General features: G+C 42.5%; 16 protein-coding genes. 7 read left to right on the plus strand and 9 right to left on the minus strand.

The window, feature by feature from the left end; genetic code table 11:
• Positions 1-205: 205 nt before the first annotated feature.
• The gene (locus TOL9009_RS0136410) at positions 206-433 is read left to right on the plus strand and encodes a ribbon-helix-helix domain-containing protein (protein WP_029638537.1); all 228 of its coding nucleotides are present in this window, start codon (positions 206-208) and stop codon (positions 431-433) included.
• A 383-nt stretch (positions 434-816) separates the two neighbouring features.
• On the opposite strand, the gene pstB is transcribed toward TOL9009_RS0136410, so the two are convergent.
• The 4 genes from pstB to pstS form a co-directional block, all read right to left on the minus strand.
• Entirely contained in the window at positions 817-1,623 is an 807-nt protein-coding gene (gene pstB, locus TOL9009_RS0136415; protein WP_029638539.1) for a phosphate ABC transporter ATP-binding protein PstB, read from the minus strand.
• A 158-nt stretch (positions 1,624-1,781) separates the two neighbouring features.
• A complete protein-coding gene (gene pstA, locus TOL9009_RS0136420; RefSeq protein ID WP_051503222.1) occupies positions 1,782-2,687 on the minus strand; it encodes a phosphate ABC transporter permease PstA in 906 nt (301 codons plus the stop codon).
• A gap of 17 nt (positions 2,688-2,704) precedes the next feature.
• Complete coding sequence (gene pstC / locus TOL9009_RS0136425; RefSeq protein ID WP_029638543.1) at positions 2,705-3,655, minus strand: phosphate ABC transporter permease subunit PstC; 951 nt, start codon at positions 3,653-3,655, stop codon at positions 2,705-2,707.
• 110 nt (positions 3,656-3,765) lie between these two features.
• On the minus strand, positions 3,766-4,953 hold the full coding sequence (gene pstS / locus TOL9009_RS0136430) for a phosphate ABC transporter substrate-binding protein PstS (RefSeq protein WP_029638545.1): 1,188 nt from the start codon (positions 4,951-4,953) through the stop codon (positions 3,766-3,768).
• Positions 4,954-5,391: 438 nt separating this feature from the next.
• Between pstS and TOL9009_RS0136435 the strand changes: the two genes are divergently transcribed.
• A complete protein-coding gene (locus TOL9009_RS0136435; protein ID WP_029638547.1) occupies positions 5,392-5,982 on the plus strand; it encodes a biotin transporter BioY in 591 nt (196 codons plus the stop codon).
• 66 nt (positions 5,983-6,048) lie between these two features.
• A complete protein-coding gene (gene lspA / locus TOL9009_RS0136440) occupies positions 6,049-6,573 on the plus strand; it encodes a signal peptidase II (RefSeq protein ID WP_029638550.1) in 525 nt (174 codons plus the stop codon).
• Between the two features lie 354 nt (positions 6,574-6,927).
• Here lspA and TOL9009_RS41720 read toward each other — a convergent pair whose 3' ends face one another.
• Entirely contained in the window at positions 6,928-7,824 is an 897-nt protein-coding gene (locus tag TOL9009_RS41720) for a hypothetical protein (protein WP_063628738.1), read from the minus strand.
• Positions 7,825-8,257: 433 nt separating this feature from the next.
• On the opposite strand from TOL9009_RS41720, the gene TOL9009_RS0136450 reads away from it, so the two are divergent.
• Positions 8,258-10,528 (plus strand): transglycosylase domain-containing protein, encoded by a 2,271-nt coding sequence (locus TOL9009_RS0136450; RefSeq protein WP_029638552.1) that lies wholly within the window; start codon positions 8,258-8,260, stop codon positions 10,526-10,528.
• Positions 10,529-10,688: 160 nt separating this feature from the next.
• On the opposite strand, the gene TOL9009_RS0136455 is transcribed toward TOL9009_RS0136450, so the two are convergent.
• The gene (locus TOL9009_RS0136455; protein ID WP_029638555.1) at positions 10,689-12,125 is read right to left on the minus strand and encodes a DUF4335 domain-containing protein; all 1,437 of its coding nucleotides are present in this window, start codon (positions 12,123-12,125) and stop codon (positions 10,689-10,691) included.
• Complete coding sequence (locus tag TOL9009_RS0136460; RefSeq protein ID WP_029638557.1) at positions 12,122-12,751, minus strand: DUF3038 domain-containing protein; 630 nt, start codon at positions 12,749-12,751, stop codon at positions 12,122-12,124. The genes TOL9009_RS0136455 and TOL9009_RS0136460 overlap by 4 nt, the downstream gene beginning before the upstream one ends.
• A gap of 432 nt (positions 12,752-13,183) precedes the next feature.
• Here TOL9009_RS0136460 and TOL9009_RS0136465 point away from each other — a divergent pair, with 432 nt between their 5' ends.
• The 3 genes from TOL9009_RS0136465 to TOL9009_RS0136480 all read left to right on the plus strand — a co-directional run bounded on the left by TOL9009_RS0136465 (position 13,184) and on the right by TOL9009_RS0136480 (position 15,284).
• The gene (locus tag TOL9009_RS0136465; RefSeq protein ID WP_029638559.1) at positions 13,184-13,702 is read left to right on the plus strand and encodes an adenine phosphoribosyltransferase; all 519 of its coding nucleotides are present in this window, start codon (positions 13,184-13,186) and stop codon (positions 13,700-13,702) included.
• Between the two features lie 105 nt (positions 13,703-13,807).
• The gene (locus TOL9009_RS0136470) at positions 13,808-14,854 is read left to right on the plus strand and encodes an ABC transporter permease (protein WP_029638561.1); all 1,047 of its coding nucleotides are present in this window, start codon (positions 13,808-13,810) and stop codon (positions 14,852-14,854) included.
• Positions 14,855-15,002: 148 nt separating this feature from the next.
• On the plus strand, positions 15,003-15,284 hold the full coding sequence (locus TOL9009_RS0136480) for a hypothetical protein (protein WP_029638564.1): 282 nt from the start codon (positions 15,003-15,005) through the stop codon (positions 15,282-15,284).
• A 299-nt stretch (positions 15,285-15,583) separates the two neighbouring features.
• Here the strand turns inward: TOL9009_RS0136480 and TOL9009_RS0136485 are convergent, their stop codons facing one another.
• Both TOL9009_RS0136485 and TOL9009_RS41725 read right to left on the minus strand, forming a co-directional pair.
• Positions 15,584-17,203, minus strand: a complete 1,620-nt coding sequence (locus TOL9009_RS0136485) for a helix-turn-helix domain-containing protein (protein ID WP_029638565.1) — start codon at positions 17,201-17,203, stop codon at positions 15,584-15,586.
• A gap of 5 nt (positions 17,204-17,208) precedes the next feature.
• Positions 17,209-17,853, minus strand: a complete 645-nt coding sequence (locus TOL9009_RS41725) for a hypothetical protein (RefSeq protein ID WP_084763464.1) — start codon at positions 17,851-17,853, stop codon at positions 17,209-17,211.
• Positions 17,854-17,986 lie beyond the last annotated feature (133 nt).

A 17,986-nucleotide genomic window follows, 5' to 3' on the forward strand; every position in this document is an offset into this window, starting at 1 on the left:
TGGGGGCAAGGAAATGTTGAGTTTTGTCATGTCTGAGTTATCAGAATGATATCATGTCCGGGCAATTAAGCAAACAGACCCGTAACCCCACCCCCAACCCCTCCCCGCTTGCGGGGAGGGGAGCTAAAGAGAAGCTTTGGCGGGGTGGGGTTCCGGGTCTGTTTGCTTAATTGCCCGGACATGATATCATTCTGATAACTCAGACATGACAAAACTCAACATTTCCTTGCCCCCATCAGTACAAGAATACCTACATCAACAAATTACCCAAGGCGGCTATAACAACCTAGAAGAATATATATATCATCTAATTCTAGAAGATCAAAAACGCAACACGCAAGAAAACCTAGAATCCATGTTAATAGCTGGTTTAGATAGTGGCACACCCATCCATATTACAGAAGAGTGGTGGAACAAAAAAGAGGCGAATTAGTCAAAAAACTGCCTTAGCCATAAACATGAACCAACGCATTTTAATTACTCCCAAAGCCAGCCAAGATATAGACTGACAGGTTTGCGGAAAAAAAGTAAAAGATTTTGAAAAATATTTAATCTTCTATCTTTCGCAAGATGATTTACTTTCGGTAGTGCGAATAATTCATGCCACCCGCGACTTACCAACAATTTGGGAAACAGAATAGAAAAAATCTTTAAAAATTTACCAACCGTCAATACATTATTTAATCTGGATTACGATTACGATGCACCATAGAAATATCGTTCCGAGATTTTGCTTCTAAAAGCAAAAAATAGTATACCCCTTTAATTAATATCTCTGCTATATCGATGAAGAATACAGCAGAGATAAAACTATATTTAACCGAAGCGACCGCTAATGTAATCTTGGGTTGCCTTCTGTTTCGGATCATTGAAAATTAACTCTGTTCTGTCGAATTCCACCAAATAGCCCATACGAGCACCTTTTTCTGTGGGTTCAACGTTGAAAAATGCCGTTACATCTGACACCCGTGTAGCTTGTTGCATGTTGTGGGTGACGATAACGATGCTATATTGCTCTTTGAGTTCGGTAATCAATTCTTCAACTCTGATAGTGGAGAGGGGGTCAAGTGCCGAACAAGGTTCATCCATGAGGATAACATCTGGCTGTACAGCGATCGCTCGCGCAATACACAAACGTTGCTGTTGTCCACCGGACAAAGATAAACCACTTTGCTTGAGTTTATCCTTGACTTCATCCCACAAAGCTGCTTTTCTGAGGCTGGTTTCTACCAATTCATCCATATCACCTTTGTAGCCGTTAATTTTTGCGCCAAAAGTGATATTGTCATAAATTGATTTGGGAAATGGGTTTGGTCTTTGAAACACCATTCCAATCCGACGCCGCACTTCTACTGGATCGATGTCTGGTGCGTACAAGTTCTTGCCGCAGTAAAAAATCTTACCTTCTGCCCGGAAGCTGTCAATTAGGTCATTTAGCCGATTATAGCACCGCAACAAAGTACTTTTACCACAGCCAGAGGGACCAATAAAGGCTGTCACCTTGTTTTTTGGGATATCTAGCCAAATGTCTTTTACAGCTAAGAAATTGCCATAATAAACGTTGACACCCTCCGTCCGCAATACTGTGTCCGTGTCTTTTACCGTACCAATGTTAGTAGTCATAAAAAAGGAAAGTTCAAGTTTTGTAAAATAGGGTTGTAAGCACCCATCGTCACCAGGCATCAAATATTTCCATTGCGATGTCAAAATCTTCCCGGAGGAGGATGTCAATAAAGCAGTTATTTTTCCAAAATCTGAATGATATCAATTCGCGCAACTGACTAAGCTTTCTGACGAGTAGCCCAACGAGTGATGATGCTGGTTAATAAAACCAACAGCACTAATATTAAAGAAGCTGCCCAAGCTAGTGACTGCCAATTTTTAAATGGAGAGATAGCGTAATTGTAAACCAAAACAGCAAGGGAAGCTGTGGGTTTGAATAAGCCATCGGGCCAGAAGGGAGAAAATAAAGCTGTGAAAATTAGTGGTGCTGTTTCTCCAGATGCGCGGGCGATCGCTAGCGTCGATCCGGTTACAATTGCTGGTAAAGCTGCTGGTAACACCACCTGCGATACTGTTTGAAATTTAGTCGCACCAATACCTACAGCTGCTTGTCGCAAATCTTGTGATACTAATTGTAAAGCTTCGTCTGTCGTTCGCAGAATAATCGGTAACATCAAAATTGACAGAGCTGCGCCTCCAGCTAAAGCGGAGTAGGAACCTAACCCCAGCTTATTGAATGTCAGAACCAAAATCCCATAAGCAAATACCCCCGCAATAATCGAGGGAACTCCACTGAGAACGTTAGTAGCAAAACGTATTGTACGCGCTGTCCTTCCAGAGCTAAACTCTGTCAAATAAATTGCTGCCATTACTCCGATAGGGATGCTAATTGCTGCGGCAATTCCTACCATTAAAATTGTTCCCAAAATCGCATTCCCAAAGCCGCCACCTTTTCTTAGAGGTGGTGGTGGTAGTTCAGTAAATATGCTGATATTGAGACTGCTAAAGCCTTGAAAAATAACGTAACCTAACACCGCAACCAGTGGTATAATCGCCATTACCGCACAAATAAAGGCGACAACAGTCATGATTGTGTTGAACATCGTCCGGGGAGACGAAGGAGCGCGAGTCAGGCTACCGCTGCTGTATCCAAGTTGAGAATTGCTGGAAATATTAGAAGCCATGATTTAATACCAATTATCTACAGCCGCTTGACTCGGAGAACGACTAACTCTGCCAAAATGTTGACAATCAGCGTCAACACAAATAAAACTAAGGCAGCGTACATTAAAGATGCAACTTGCAAACCACCAGCTTCCGCAAATTGGTTTGCCAGTAGAGAAGAAATTGTATTTGCTGGGGCAAATAGCGAGGTACTGATGTTGTTGGAGTTACCAATCAACATGGTGACAGCCATAGTTTCGCCCATCGCTCGACCAAGTGCAAGCATCACGGCACCGACAATCCCCGAAAAAGCAGCTGGGATGAGAACTTGCAAAATCGTTTCCCAACGAGTTGATCCCAACCCAATAGCTGCTTGACGCAAGCTAGGAGGTACAGAAATCAACGCATCGCGGGAAATTGCGGTAATAATCGGCAAGGTCATGATAGCGAGAATAAATCCCGCAATCAATAAATTTGGACCTGTAGGTGCAGTGCTAAAAATTGGCAAAAAGCCAAAAGAAGCATTCAGCCATTTTCCGAAGCTGGTTAAGGGGGGAACCAAGACGAAAATACCCCAGATGCCATAGACAACGCTGGGAATTGCTGCTAGCAGTTCTACTAAGAAAACTAGTACCAGCTTAACTTTGGGTGGGAGAAAATTCTCGCTGAGGATAACAGCCGTACCAACACCAATGGGTACAGCTATCAACAAACCTATTAACGAACTCATGAGAGTTCCGTAAACTTGAGGTAGTACGCCATAATCATCATTGACTGGATTCCAAGCGCTTTTACCTAAGAAACTCAGACCAAACTTTTGGATTGCTGGGATAGCTCCCACGAATACTTGGAATGCTATCCATAATAAAGTAAATGCGATCGCGAAAGCAAAAATGCGAGTCAGCCAAACAAAGCCAATATCTAGTGACTTTTCTACTTCCGAGCGTTGTCTAAGTCCTGATGGAATATTCTGGGGTTGTGTGGTCATAAAGACGCAAAAATCAAATAGTTGCAAAAATGCGGCAGCGAACCTTTATTAGTCAATGGTCAATGGTCAATAGTGCTAAAACTCTTGACTCTTGACTTTGGACTCTTGACTTATTTGCTAGCGCTGTTATTATTGGTAGCTCCAACAGAAATTTTATAATCTGGGCTGATGGCATCGGCAGCAGCAGCTACCTTACTAACCACAGTTGCAGGTAAAGGAACATATCCCAATTCTGGAGATACCTTCTGACCTTCAGTCAAGGCATACTCAACCATCGCTTCTACAGCCTTCGCTTTTACTGCATCGGGATATTTTTTATAAACCAGAAGCCAACTGTAGCTGACGATGGGATAGGAATCTGCTCCTTCTGGATCTGGAGCGAAAGCGCGGAGATTTTCTGGTAACGTTACTGCTTCTAGAGTTTTAGCGCCTATCTCGTCGTTGTATGTGACAAATTTACCAGCCTTATTTTCCAAAGTAGCAAACTTGAGTCCAGTTTGTTTGGCATAACCGTACTCAGTGTAACTAATTGAACCTTGAGTTTGTGCAACTTGAGCTGTCACCCCTTCATTACCCTTTGCGCCAACTCCCACGGGCCATTTTACACTTTTGCCTTCGCCAACTTTAGTTTTCCATTCTGGGCTGATAGTACTGAGGTGTTGTGTAAATACGCCTGTAGTACCGCTACCATCAGAACGATAGATTACTGTGATTGGCTGTTTGGGAAGTTTAGCACCAGCATTTGCTTTGGCGATCGCTGGATCGTCCCAAGACTTAATTTTGCCGAGTAAAATATCTGTGTAAACTGCTCGTGGTAGCTTCAGGTCTGGAACTTCGGGCAGATTATAAGCGATAACAATGCTACCAGCTGTCATTGGCAACAACAGTACACCTTTGTCGGCTGGTATCTTGCTGATTTCGTCATCTTTCATCGCGACATCACTGGCACCAAAGTCTACAGTACCTTTGGTAAATTGCTCGACACCAGCGCCACTACCAACTGACTGATAGTTTACTCGCAGACTTGGGTATTTTTTGTTTAACGCATCGAACCAACTCAGATAAAGCGGTGCTGGGAAAGATGCACCGGCACCAGTTAAGGTTACGTTTCCACCCAAATCCAATTTGCCAGGGCTAGAAGCAGTAGTCTCAGTAGCAGAACCAGAAGGTGATTCTTTAGTGCCTGAATTTTCTGCGGTTTGCTGTCCACCGCAGGCTGCTAGGCTCAATGACAGTGCTAATACTGTTACGGAAGTTGTTAAATGCGTATTTTTGATTACATTGAGTCTTGATAACATTTTGTCGATTTTATCTAAATTTTTAGGTAGGCGTCTCTAAGATACCGCTCTATGGTAAACAGAAGGTTAACAAACTAAAAAATAGTTAGTTTATCTATTTGAAAATCCAAAATCCAAGTATATCACTACACAACAAAAAACAGTATAAAGTAATACTTTTTTAGGAAAAACAGTTTTTACGTCCCAAATTAGCGTTTTTGGTTTAGAGCGATCGCCTACGGCGGGGCTTTGCCCATCGCGCTACCGAGAAGCGCAAATAGATGGCTGAAGATGGTAGAATATAAAATATTTATTTAAAGAACGGCGATCGCGCTTGTTTGCTTTTTACTATCGCAAGCCAAAAGCGCTAATTGCTAAAGAACTTAATAAATTATTCTTAATTAAAAGTATTAATACTCATACAGCTTGTTGCTTTTAGCGATCGCTATTGTCTTGTAAATGTTTGTTGCTTCCAATCAATTACTATGGTCGATGATTGGCTTACTCCTGACAATAGGTGGCACCTTCCTAGAAGCTTATGGTATCACTTTACCTTGGAGTTGGAGTCAGCATGGAATTGAAACTTTTTCTTTAGGTGTTAAATATCAAGTTGGTGCAGTGTTGCTGGTAGGTTGTTTAGGAGGCAAAAATGCTGGTGCGCTATCGCAAATTGCCTACTTAGTTATGGGGTTGACTTTGTTACCAGTTTTTGCGGACGGTGGGGGTATCGGTTATGTCAAAGAGTCTCAGTTTGGCTATCTGCTGGGCTTTATTCCTGGAGCTTGGATTTGTGGCTTCTTAGCTTTTAAAGCTAGACCTAGACTAGAAACTCTAGCGTTTAGTTGTTTTTGTGGCTTGTTAATTGTCCACCTTTGCGGTATCACTTATTTGATTTTCAGATATATTTTTCACTTTCAAGGCACAGAAACTCTACCTTTAATGATGCAAGCAATCCTCATATACTCCTGGTTTGCTCTACCAGGTCAACTAGCTGTACTCTGCGCCGTCACTGTAATAGCATATCTATTACGACACTTAATGTTTTATTAATTTAACGTCATTTGTTGTTTGTCAAAAGCTCATGACCAATAACTAATGACACTTGACTAACTTGCCATGCGCTTAAAAAACCGCTTCTTTTGGATTGCTGCCTTTGTAATTGTTATCTTAGACCAACTGACGAAAAACCAAGTAGTATCAGCCGCAAAATCTTGGCAGTTGGAAACTATAATCGAATCAAAAACAGGAAATATAATATATAGACCTACTTTGGCACTCATACAGGGGATATTTCATTTTACCTACGTAAAAAACGATGGTGCAGCTTGGAGTATACTAAGTGGGCATATAGATTTATTACGCTTTTTATCATTAGCAGTAAGTTTAGTTTTGATAGCAGTAGCGTGCTTTGGTCCAGCCTTAAATTTTTGGGATCAACTAGGCTATGGCTTTATTTTAGGTGGAGCGATGGGCAATGGCATCGATCGCTTTGTTTTAAGTTACGTAGTTGATTTTCTCGATTTTCGATTGATCAACTTTCCTGTATTTAATGTGGCAGATTCATTTATTAGTATTGGCATTGTTTGCCTGCTGATTTCCTCGTTTCAAAAAACACCAGCTTCAAGTAAGCGATCGCCTTAACATTTCTTCGTAGTCAGGACTGAAGTCCTCATCTTAATCATCTCATAACTAAAGCCTGCTTACTTTTTTGAAGTAAGCAGGCTTAATTTTCGATCTGACCTTTTTCGTCATTAACTTGGTTAACACCAAACCTATTGGTGTTAAGGAATTAGTGGCAGCAAAAACTATATGTAGAGACGTAGCACTGCTACGTCTTTACGAGGATTTGATGGTCATCACGATCTTTAAATGCCACCATTACTTAATAATCGGTACTCACACAAACCGATTATTCCGTGGTGGCAAGAATACGATTATGTTTGAATTAGCGTAGAGCTAACATTTATGAGCCACCAGTAGGAACTTTTCCGAACCCTAATTTGGAATTGTAGTTGGAGAACTGGTGCTTGGTTCGATTGTGCTGCCCGGGGTACTCGAATCAGGACTTGTCGTGCTACCTGGAACTGGAGTAATGTTGGTTGGGCTACTCGACGAGTCAGGAGTTGTCAAACTACCTGGAGTAGTATTTTCAAGAGGTGTAGTGCTGCCTGGGGTACTCGAATCAGGAGTTGTCAAATTACCTGGAGTAGTATTTTCAAGAGGAGTACTATTTTCCGGAGTAGTGGTACCCTCAGGCTCCGTCGTGCTACCTGGGGTAATCGAATCAGGATTTGTCGTGCTGCCTGGAACTGGAGTAATTTTGGTTGGGCTACTCGAATCAGGAGTTGTCAAACTACCTGGAGTACTATTTTCCGGAGTAGTGGTACCCTCAGGCTCCGTCGTACTACCTGGGGTAATCGAATCAGGACTTGTCGTACTACCTGGAACTGGAGTGATTTTGGTTGGGCTGGTCGAATCAGGAGTTGTAGTGCTTCCTGGGGTGCCGGTGTCAGGAGTTGTAGTGCTTCCTGGGGTGCCGGTGTCAGGACTCGTTTCAGGAGTTGTAGTGGTTCCTGGGCTGGTAGTTTCAGGAGTTATCGAGTTGCTGGGAGTGCTGTTTTCCGGAGTTGTGGGAACTGGTGTGGTTGGGTTAGCTGGAGTGTTTGGAGTGGCTCCAGCAGTGTCTTTTTGACAACGGGAGTTCAGTGGGAAATTTTTACACAAAATTTCCATTGCATCGGAATTCAGCTTGATCTCCGTTGACGAGGTGCTTGTAGATTGGCTTATTAGTTGCTTTGATTCTGGAAATTTGGATGATTGGGCAACAGCAACATTACTGGTAACTGCTAGGGTAAAGGCTGTACCTATTAGGGTCAGGTATTTTCCCTTCATGTTATTTAACCTCAACGGAACACTGCGCCCATTTAATCAAACAATATAATTTATAAAATCTTCCTAAATGAAGATGTATATTTTTAATTTTAAATATGTGTAGATCGTAAAGCTATAAAATTTACATGCATTATAACAGTATTGGTAGTTGTTATCAACACAACTTCAAATAACTATATTTTGTTCGGAAACCAAATATAGTTGACGAAATAGGGATTAGAGAATTTGGACAAGAATTATTGCTTAGGTAAAAATGTCATAAGCTTAACAAGCTCACTACGATCGCCTGATATGGTATTGGTATCAGATAAAAATCCAATAATTCCGTACAGCCAAATTCTACTTTGGCTTATGAGTAAAATGGTGAAATACCAGCATCAAGAGCACAAATCGACAGTTTACTTGATTAAATAACCGTGGTGTGATATAGCCAATGAGTTCCCCCCACCCTCCTCAAAAGCCAAAAACTTTGCTTGGTCAGGTGACTCAAGCAGTACAAACAATTCAAGCGAGAGTAGATTTTTCCAAACTAGCGCTGCGACCTAATGCCAGAGTACCAGAATTATTGGTGCAGGATTCGGGGGCGGATAAGGCGGAGGTATATCCATTATTAGGCGATCGCTACGTATTAGGTCGCAGTTCTAAATCCTGCGATATCGTCATCCGCAACCCAGTTGTCAGCCAAATTCATCTGTCACTGTCGCGGGATTCTAGTCAACGAACCCCCGTTTTTATCATCAAAGATGAAACCTCAACTAATGGCATTTATCGCGGCAAACGTCGCGTCACTTCCCTAGAACTGCGTCACGGTGACACCTTCACCCTCGGTCCACCAGAACTAGCCGCTTCCGTGCGGTTGCAATACGTCGATCCACCAGCTTGGTATGTAAAAGCTGCGACTTGGAGCGCTTGCGGTGTCGGTGGAGCCACAGCGTTATTCGCTTTGATAATTGGTGTAGAATGGCTAAAATTCTCGGTTAGACCTTTACCCACAGCCACTCGCGCTCCGGTAATCGTTTACGCTCGTGATGGACAAAAACCATTACGCGAACCTCGCTCTACTTCTCACATCGATAAAAAGCGGTTAGAAGACTTTGGTCCTTATTTGCCCGCTGCTGTAATAGCCTCAGAAGATAGCCGTTATAATTGGCACTTCGGGGTTGACCCATATGGAATTTTGCGAGCAGTATTAATTAATAGCCGCAGTGGAGATGTGCAGCAAGGTGCTAGCACTGTAACTCAGCAAGTCGCCAGAAGTTTGTTTCGCGATTATGTCGGTAGCCAAGATTCCCTTGGTCGAAAATTACGAGAGGCTGTAGTTGCTCTGAAGCTAGAAACATTTTACAGTAAAGATGAGATTTTACTGACTTATTTAAATCGGGTATTTTTGGGGGTGGATACCTCCGGCTTTGAAGATGCGGCTCGATTTTACTTTGATAAGTCGGCAAAAGAATTAACTTTGGCAGAAGCAGCAACGTTGGTAGGAATTTTACCCGCTCCTAATGGCTTTAATTTTTGTGGAGAAAGTAAGAATAAATTAGAAGCGATCGAATATCGCAATCGCGTGCTCAAGCGGTTACTGGAGAAGGGGAAAATCAAACAAGAAGAGTATAACCGCGCTAGGCGATCGCCTATCGAAGTTAGCCCCAAAGTTTGCGAACAGCAAGCGAAAACAATTGCACCTTATTTCTATAGTTACGTCTTTCAAGAACTCAAATCGATTTTGGGTGAAGAGTTAGCCACAGAAGGCAACTTTATTATTGAAACTCAGCTAGACCCGGCAATTCAAGCCCAAGCCGAAGCAGCGTTGCGAAATTCTGTCAACAACGGTGGCTCAAGTTTTCGTTATTCTCAAGGTGCAGTGGTGACTCTTGATTCTAGCACCGGTGCGATACGGGCAATGGTAGGGGGAACTGATTACAAAAAAAGTCAGTTTAATCGTGCTATCCAGGCAAAAAGACAACCCGGTTCTACCTTCAAAATTTTTGCTTACACTGCTGCCATTGAGCAAGGAATTTCTCCTGGAAGAAGTTATTCGTGTGATTCTTTGCCTTGGCAAGGTTTTACCTACAAACCTTGTCGCAGTGGTGCTGGTGGCAGTTTAGATATCGCTACCGGTCTTGCGCTTTCCGAAAACCCCATCGCTTTACGAATTGCCAAAGAAGTCGGCTTGAATAAAGTTGTCGCAATGGCACAGCGTTTAGGGGTGAAATCTACCCTCGATCCAGTTCCTGGCTTAATTCTCGGTCAAAGCGTCGTTAATGTTACTGAGATGACTGGTGCTTTTGGAGCCATTGGTAATCGTGGTGTCTGGAATCGTCCCCACGCAATTAGCCGAATTTTAGATAGCAGTGATTGTCGCGATCGCAATGATTTAAAAACTTGCCGCGTCATCTACTCTTTTGACCAAGATCCAGAAGCAAACAAGCGCGTACTCAAATCGGATATAGCCGATACCATGACCAATTTGCTACGTGGTGTCATTGCCAGAGGTACAGGACGCAGTGCCGCAATTGGATTAGGTGAAGCTGGTAAAACAGGCACAACAAATGACAACGTTGACCTGTGGTTTATTGGCTTTATTCCCAGTCGGCGACTCGTAACTGGTATTTGGCTAGGAAATGATAATAATTCTCCCACATCTGGCAGCAGCGCTCAAGCAGCTCAACTCTGGGGAAATTATATGGGACGAATTACAAAATAGGGAATGGATAGTGGTTAGTGGATAGTGGATGGTGGTTAGTGGATGGTGGATGGTGGTTAGTGGTTAGTGGTTAGTGGTTAAATATTAAGAGTAATTTTTGACAACCAACAACCATCAACCAACAACCATCAACCAACAACTATCAACTATCAACCAACAGTTACTGATATCCCTGCCAAGGTGTGACTTCTAGTGTACCGTTGGGCTGAAATACTACTTGGTAGTGAGCGAGGGGTTGTTTAATGTTGGGAGGTGCTACATTTGAACCGTAAAGCGTGTTGAATATCTTGGGAAGAGGTGTTTCCCGGAAATAATCAAAGGCTACTTGGTTAAGTGGTTCATAATCGGCGATCGTTCCATCTTTATTGACGGCGACTCGGTACTTCAAATCTTGGGAAAAACTGGGAGTACCGCTCCAATTTTGGCGAATTGTATCATAAAGCTTCTTATTTAAATCTTTGACGGCGTTGCCATCTGTGATTTTTGCGCCGATAACTTGTGGTGTGTTGGCGTATCCCCGCCAAGGGCTAACTTGCAGCACACCTTGTTGTGTAAATACTACTCGAAATTGGGCGATCGGTTCATTATTAATGCCACCACGTTTGGCAGGATTATAAAGCAGTTTTGGCAGGGGAGTTTTTTCTATTGCCTGATTTGCCTGTTTATTCGTCGCTTTATAACCAACCATCGCACCATCTGCTGCCACACCGATACGATAGACTAAATCTTCATTTAATCCTGAGCGATTAGCCCAATCAGGATTAATTTGATTGTAGACTTGGCGCTGTAATGCCCGCAGTTGAGAAGCATCAGTAATTTCCGGAACTGTTTTTAAAAGAGTTTCTAAATCTGTTGTAACTACGCTTGTTGCAGTTGGGGTGGTAGTTGGTGTAGGAGTGGCATTTGCGAGGGGGGTAGGAGATGCTATGGCATTTGTAGCATCTGTTGCTGAAGCAGTAGGGCTGGGTGTTGTAGAGTTAGTCTGCTGTTGTGGTTGACGTACTTGTGGCGCAGGAATCAAACCGAATGCAAGAGCACATACAGCCAAACTCGATACACCCACACCAGCGGGTACTGCTTGCTTGATAAATGCTTGACTAGCAATACCAGAACCTTTGCCAACAGGTTGTAATTCTAGTGATAACTCTGGTAAAGTTTGGCTATCAGCAAAAAACTGATCCACCGCTTCGACTAAATCAAACAACTGCACACTATTCAAATCGATTTGAATTGGTGTTTTACCATTATTATATTTAGCTTCTGCATTTTTTTGGACATCTGAATGCACAATCAATCTATGTCGATTGCTGTGAATTTTCTCAAACTGCACTAACTCCGATTCTGTGTTGTGTGCGAGTGGGTTTGGCACGCTGCTCAAAAATTCTTGAGCATAACCACTAACAGCTCTCACCAAACTTTCAAAAAATTCTCGCCCTCCCACTAATGGCTGATTGTAGCCAGATAAATAGCATTCTGCATTTACCAAAATTGAGAGTTCTGGGCGCATTTCTTGGAAGTGTACCGCTCTTGTGGCATCACTTAAACCTTCTAAAAGCAGTGTGCAATTAGGTAAACTATACTTACGTTGAATATTCATTCTACTTCACCGTCAAAAAGACTAATCCAGAAGCGTTGCATTCCTGCTGTACCTGTACAAAATAATAATTTACCTAGCAAATTCATCGCCAGTTCATCTAATTTATCATCAGAAGTTAATGCCAAAAAACCAGAACGGCGAGGATTCATGCGGCTTTTAAAATGTGCTCTAAATCGCTCTAGATAATTAGAAAGCCGCAAATTTTGTTCTAAAGGAATCTGTTTATCATTCATTTGTTGATAAATCATGAGCATTTGACGAATGACAACTGTTAACCGTCGTGCCAAATAGCAAGCGATTACGACCAAAGCTTTTGCCTCGATAATTGTCAAAGGACGGCGAATATTTGCTCTACGTAAGGGGTTAGTGCTACGCATTCGCCATAAATTCACCCGGTCTTTAATAATACCTTTGAGTTCCAATTCTTCAGCAAATCCCAAAATTGCTTCAGAGCCACCCAGTTCTAAAGCTTCAATTGCTAGTAAAATAAGGTCAATTTGCACGCGGGTTGTACGGGGACATCCTTGTCCCTCAATTGCAGGATCGGGGAGAGTGTCCAGAATCATCGGCGCTGATTTTTGCGTGGGACTACTGTTGAACGGCGTTAAAGAAGCGGAAACATTCATTATAAATACCTTGTGCGATCGCAACAGACTAGGTAAAACTAATTTAAGATAGCTAGTCTAAAAAGTGAACATTTTCACGTTATGACAGGAGTAGGACTGCCTGATATATAGATTAATTACTCGTTCTACTCAAAGGTTTCCGTATACTGAGATTAGAAGTTTTTAAAACATAAGTTTAATAGCAACAAAAGGTAGTATAATTCCATCTTTAGCTTGGTGTAGATTCTGATAATCGTCAATGGATTATGCGTTATGAAGCAATGACCCCAAGCGTATGACATTATAGTGTACGATTTTTCAGGTATCAGGGATTAGGGATTGGGGACTGGGAACTAGGGACTGGGAAGAAACAACAAACAAATTCTTCGTAATCTCTAGCTCCTAACTCCGCACCTCCTAATCCCCAGTCCCCATTCCCCAATCCCCATTCTTATGGATTTAAAATCTCTGATTCGTGACATCCCAGATTTTCCTAAACCCGGAATTGTCTTTCGGGATATCACCACACTGCTGCGCGATCCTCAAGGACTGCGTTACACTATTGACTTTCTTGCCGAAAAATGCATTGATGCCGGATTGAAAGCAGATTATATTGTGGGGATGGAGTCGCGGGGCTTCATTTTTGGTACACCTCTAGCTTATAAATTAGGACTTGGTTTTATTCCAGTTCGCAAACCAGGTAAGTTACCAGCAGCAGTTCATTCGGTTGAATATGAACTAGAGTATGGTACGGACTGTTTGGAAATCCATCAGGACGCTTTGCACGCGAATAGCCGGGTTTTAATTGTAGATGATTTGATTGCTACAGGTGGAACCGCGAGTGCAACGGCAAAGTTAATAGAGAAGATTGGCTGCGAACTTGTGGGATTTGGGTTTATCATCGAGCTACGGGATTTGGAAGGGCGAAAAAATCTGCCGGATGTGCCGATTATTAGCCTTGTGGAATATTAGTGAAGAGTCTAAAGTCAATAGTCCATAGTCCAAAGTCTAAAGATTGACCCTTGACTGTTGACTGTTGACTGTTGACCCTTGACTGTTGAGATTTAAAAAACTATTATGACTTCTACCAGAATTTCCTTAGAAACGGGTCGAGATTGGCTGTATAGGCTGGTCACTAGCGAAACCTTTATTTATGTCATGAAGCGGCTATTACAGGCGCTTTTGACATTGTTTTTAGCATCAGCATTGTCATTTTTCATTATGCAGCTCGCACCAGGGGATTATGTCAGTTCCTTGGAGGCAAATCCGAAAATTTCTAAAGAACGAATTGATGAACTGCGACGACAGTTTGGTTTGGATAAGTCTTGGCTGGAACAATTTGGACTTTGGTTGTGGAATATTTTGACACGGGGCGATTTTGGGACGAGTTTTTCTTATAATCGTTCTGTCGCATCTTTGTTGTGGGAACGCGTGCCAGCAACATTGCTGATGGCGATCGCTTCTTTAATTGTAACTTGGGCGATCGCTATCCCTTTAGGCATCACTGCCGCCGTCAAGCAAAATCGCGCTTATGACCGGATTTTGCAAGTCTTAAGCTACCTCGGACAAGGATTTCCCAGTTTCATTGCCGCTTTGTTTTTACTATTCTTTGCCCAAATTACCACCCCCCTATTTCCCGTAGGTGGTATGACCAGCATTTATCACACCGACCTCTCCCCAATTGGGAAAATTATAGATATAGGCTGGCACTTAATTTTACCCACCATCGCTTTAAGCATCACTAGCTTTGCTGGTTTACAGCGAATCACTCGCGGCGAAATGTTAGATGTACTGCGTCAAGATTACATCCAAACGGCTCGCGCTAAAGGATTGCCCGAAAACCGCGTTATTTACGTTCATGCCCTTCGGAACGCCGTTAACCCCTTAATTACGTTATTGGGCTTTGAATTGGCTAGTTTATTAAGCGGTGCTTTTATTACTGAGCAGTTTTTTAACTGGCCCGGTTTGGGAAAGTTAACTTTACAAGCTTTATTTAATCTAGATGTGCCTCTAGCAATGGCAAGCTTGGTAATGGGTGCAGTACTGCTAATTGTCGGCAATTTAGTCGCCGATTTAATGCTCAAAGCAGCCGATCCGCGTATTCGCCTAGAAAATTTGAATTAGTTGGTTATAGGGCATTGGGCATTGGGCATTGGGCATTGGGCATCGGGCAAAATTCCTCTTCCCCTGCTCCCCCTGCTCCCCCTGCTCCCCCTGCTCCCCCTGCTCCCCCTGCTCCCCCTGCTCCCCCATCCCTCTTCCCCTCTCCCCCATGCTCTCCGAAGTTTATTATTTGATACGCTCAAAATCTGACGGTAGTTATCTTACTGCCCGTCCTAACTCGCAAGGAACGGGCTATTTGTTGCTATTTAGCGAAAACTTTGATGCTCTGAGCTACCTCAACACCCACGCAGCTGAACTGGCAAGCCGCTTTTCTGTAGAATCTATTTCAGGGACGCAGGTAAAAAGTTTGCTGAAACGCTGGGGTTTCAGTGGTGTGGGCATTGTTACAGATCCGTTGTTACCCAATGTAGAATTTTTGCAGCAAAGCTGAAATTGGGAATGGGGACTGGGGCATGGGAGCATCCCAATGCGTGCAAAAACTCCCCCAGACTAGAAGCCTGGGGCTAAATAAACAAAGCCTGCTTCGTGCGTATAGCGATACCCTTCTAGGGTATTGCGGCAAATTGGGGTAGATATAGCGAAGCTGTCTCAGGGACAAGATAGCCTGAAAACATTGCCGTTGTCGTTGGAACCATAACATTGCCGCTTTGGCAAGCTTATGCTTCCAATTGACTTTGGCAAAGTTATGCTTCTAATGACACCCTCAACTATAATATGGTGTGTTTAGCCTTATTCGTAACCAAGGGATTGTTGGACTTCCCGTAGGTATGACCGAGCATAAGAAGTTAATATAACTCCTGGCTTTTTTAGAAGCTTAGTAACCCTCGATTGAGTAGGTTTATATCCTTGTGAGTGAAGCAATTGAGCAACATCAAAAATTTTTTGGCGTATGCGCTCCCTTTTTTGCTGTCCACTTGCAATTGAATGTTCTTGATAGCGCTTTGAGATAGAGCGAGAAAGTTCAGGAAAATATCTATATAAATAGCTGTTGTTTTTATAGCCAAGTCGTCTAGTAATCTCTAGAAGCGAAGGTGGAGGGTATTCTTGAAGTACAGCTTCAAGAATAGGTTCTATTTTTTGCTGCTTACTCACCTTTTTATAATCAGCATGTCTAACTTTAATTGTCTGACATAATTCGGAAAAATGATATTGTAGAACAAGAGGACGATATCTTAAACGAAGCGCTACATTTTCTAAGGAAGGTGGTGGATATTCATTAGTTATCTCTTGAAGAACTATATTTAAAACCTCTTTCCTCTCTAAATCCATTTTTTTATGAGACTTTCTTAAACACTTTACCTGAGTTGGTTCTTGTGGAAATAAATTGTTTTGAAATTCAGTTGTTAAACTATCTTTTGTTAAGAAGTCCAGCAATGATATTTCCAAATATTGAGTTAAAAGCAAAAGCTTATCAAGCCGAGGAATTGCTTTACCTTTACACCATAAACTTAATGTTGTTTTTTCTATCCCCAATTTGCGAGATGCGGCAGCTATATTAGTTGCAAATACTTGATTAATATAAGTAGAAATTACATTACTAATTCGGTTTTTTAGTGGTGGAGAGGTAATGCTGGGCGTAGCAGCAATTAACTCTCCTAAGTTATTGATAAGTGCAAGCGGTTCATTTATTCCAGCTTTTGATTCTACATTGCTTGTAGAGATTTTCGTGCCTTCAAGACTTCCTAACCAATGACCACATTGGGAACAGTGTCCAGTCCGTGAGTTTCCAGAAATTATCGGCATTGATTGATGACAGTGAGGACACACACAAAGCAAGCAGTTATGGTGGATAGGACAAATAACAACGACATTAATCGACCAAAGAAGTGGCTCATAAATACTTTTGTCATTGTCATGCCATTCCTGATAGCACTTTGGACACCAAGCACGTTGATGATGGAGCAAGCCCCTATTTGGAAAAACCTTGCCCCAACTTAAAAGGGTAAGAAAATGCAAGTTAGTATTCCGTGTTAGTGCAGTCAATGCACACACCAAATTACTTGCCATTAACCCCGTACCATTAAGTGCAGCTCTGTGCATTTCCGTTCCAAGTACATGGCTAATATTATCGTTTTGATAATCCCAAAAGTCTGTTCCGAAGCGCGAAACTTTCCGCTTTGAATCTGGGTGGCAGAAGATTTCGCCCAAACATGGGGCAATTTCATTCAAAATTAGCCGTCTAGTGGTAATACAATGTTGTTGAGCAAGTCGAGCAATATAGCCTGTTAAACTCTCCACATAAGGAGTTCCAACACCAATCGGTTCTAAATAATACAGGCGGCTCCTTGGTGGAATAGGAGCTTTTTGGACATTCCACGATGGGTAAAGTTTTAAGGTTGGTAGGAGCATATTAATTAAGTTCCGACTTGACGGCGTTTAGGTAATGGTTGTCCCACCTTATGTACTACTTTTCGTCCAGTCGTGGTAGCTGCATTTTGCTTTTTGCCAACAATCGGAAAAGAATCATCAAGGAGTGCAGGTTTTATTGGTAAACCTAGTTCAGCACGTAACTGCCCGACTTCTGCTTCAATTTGTGCCTGATTGCTTTCCCCTTCTTTGATTTTCTTCAAAATATTTCGACATTGGGCAACAGATAAAGCACGCTGTTCTAAATGTTTGATTTCAACGGTGGTCGCACCGGATGTGATTGCCGAAGCTAACGCCGACGATAACCAATTTTTGAGAATTCCTACACACCCTAGACTTCGCTCATAGCAGTAATCCCAATGCGATACTAAATCAGGCTCTTTATGTAACGGCATATGAAGTTGGAAACCCCAAACCACACTTTGGAATATTTCTATGTCCTGTGTTATGTCAGCATGGTAACGAGGAAAATGTACGTAAACACTACGTCGGCTTAACTGGTCTCCGACATCGTGTAAAGTAAGCAATTCGTAAGTACCTACTAACCCATGCACAACAAGAGTTCTATTTGCTAGGGACTTTATTGCTTCTGGTAAATCTGTAAGTTTGCGCCCAGAAGCTACCATCAGCATATGATGGGCTTCATCAATAAAAAAAACTTTCGGTTTACGTATCCGTTCAGGGGGGGGTAAGTGACGCAACTGGGGAACGCTACGCTAGATTGGGCGGTACCGGGTACGGGCTAGCAAGACCTAGTATGAGCCA

Origin of the sequence: [Scytonema hofmanni] UTEX 2349, from assembly GCF_000582685.1 — a bacterium.
GTDB lineage: Bacteria > Cyanobacteriota > Cyanobacteriia > Cyanobacteriales > Nostocaceae > Hassallia > Hassallia hofmanni.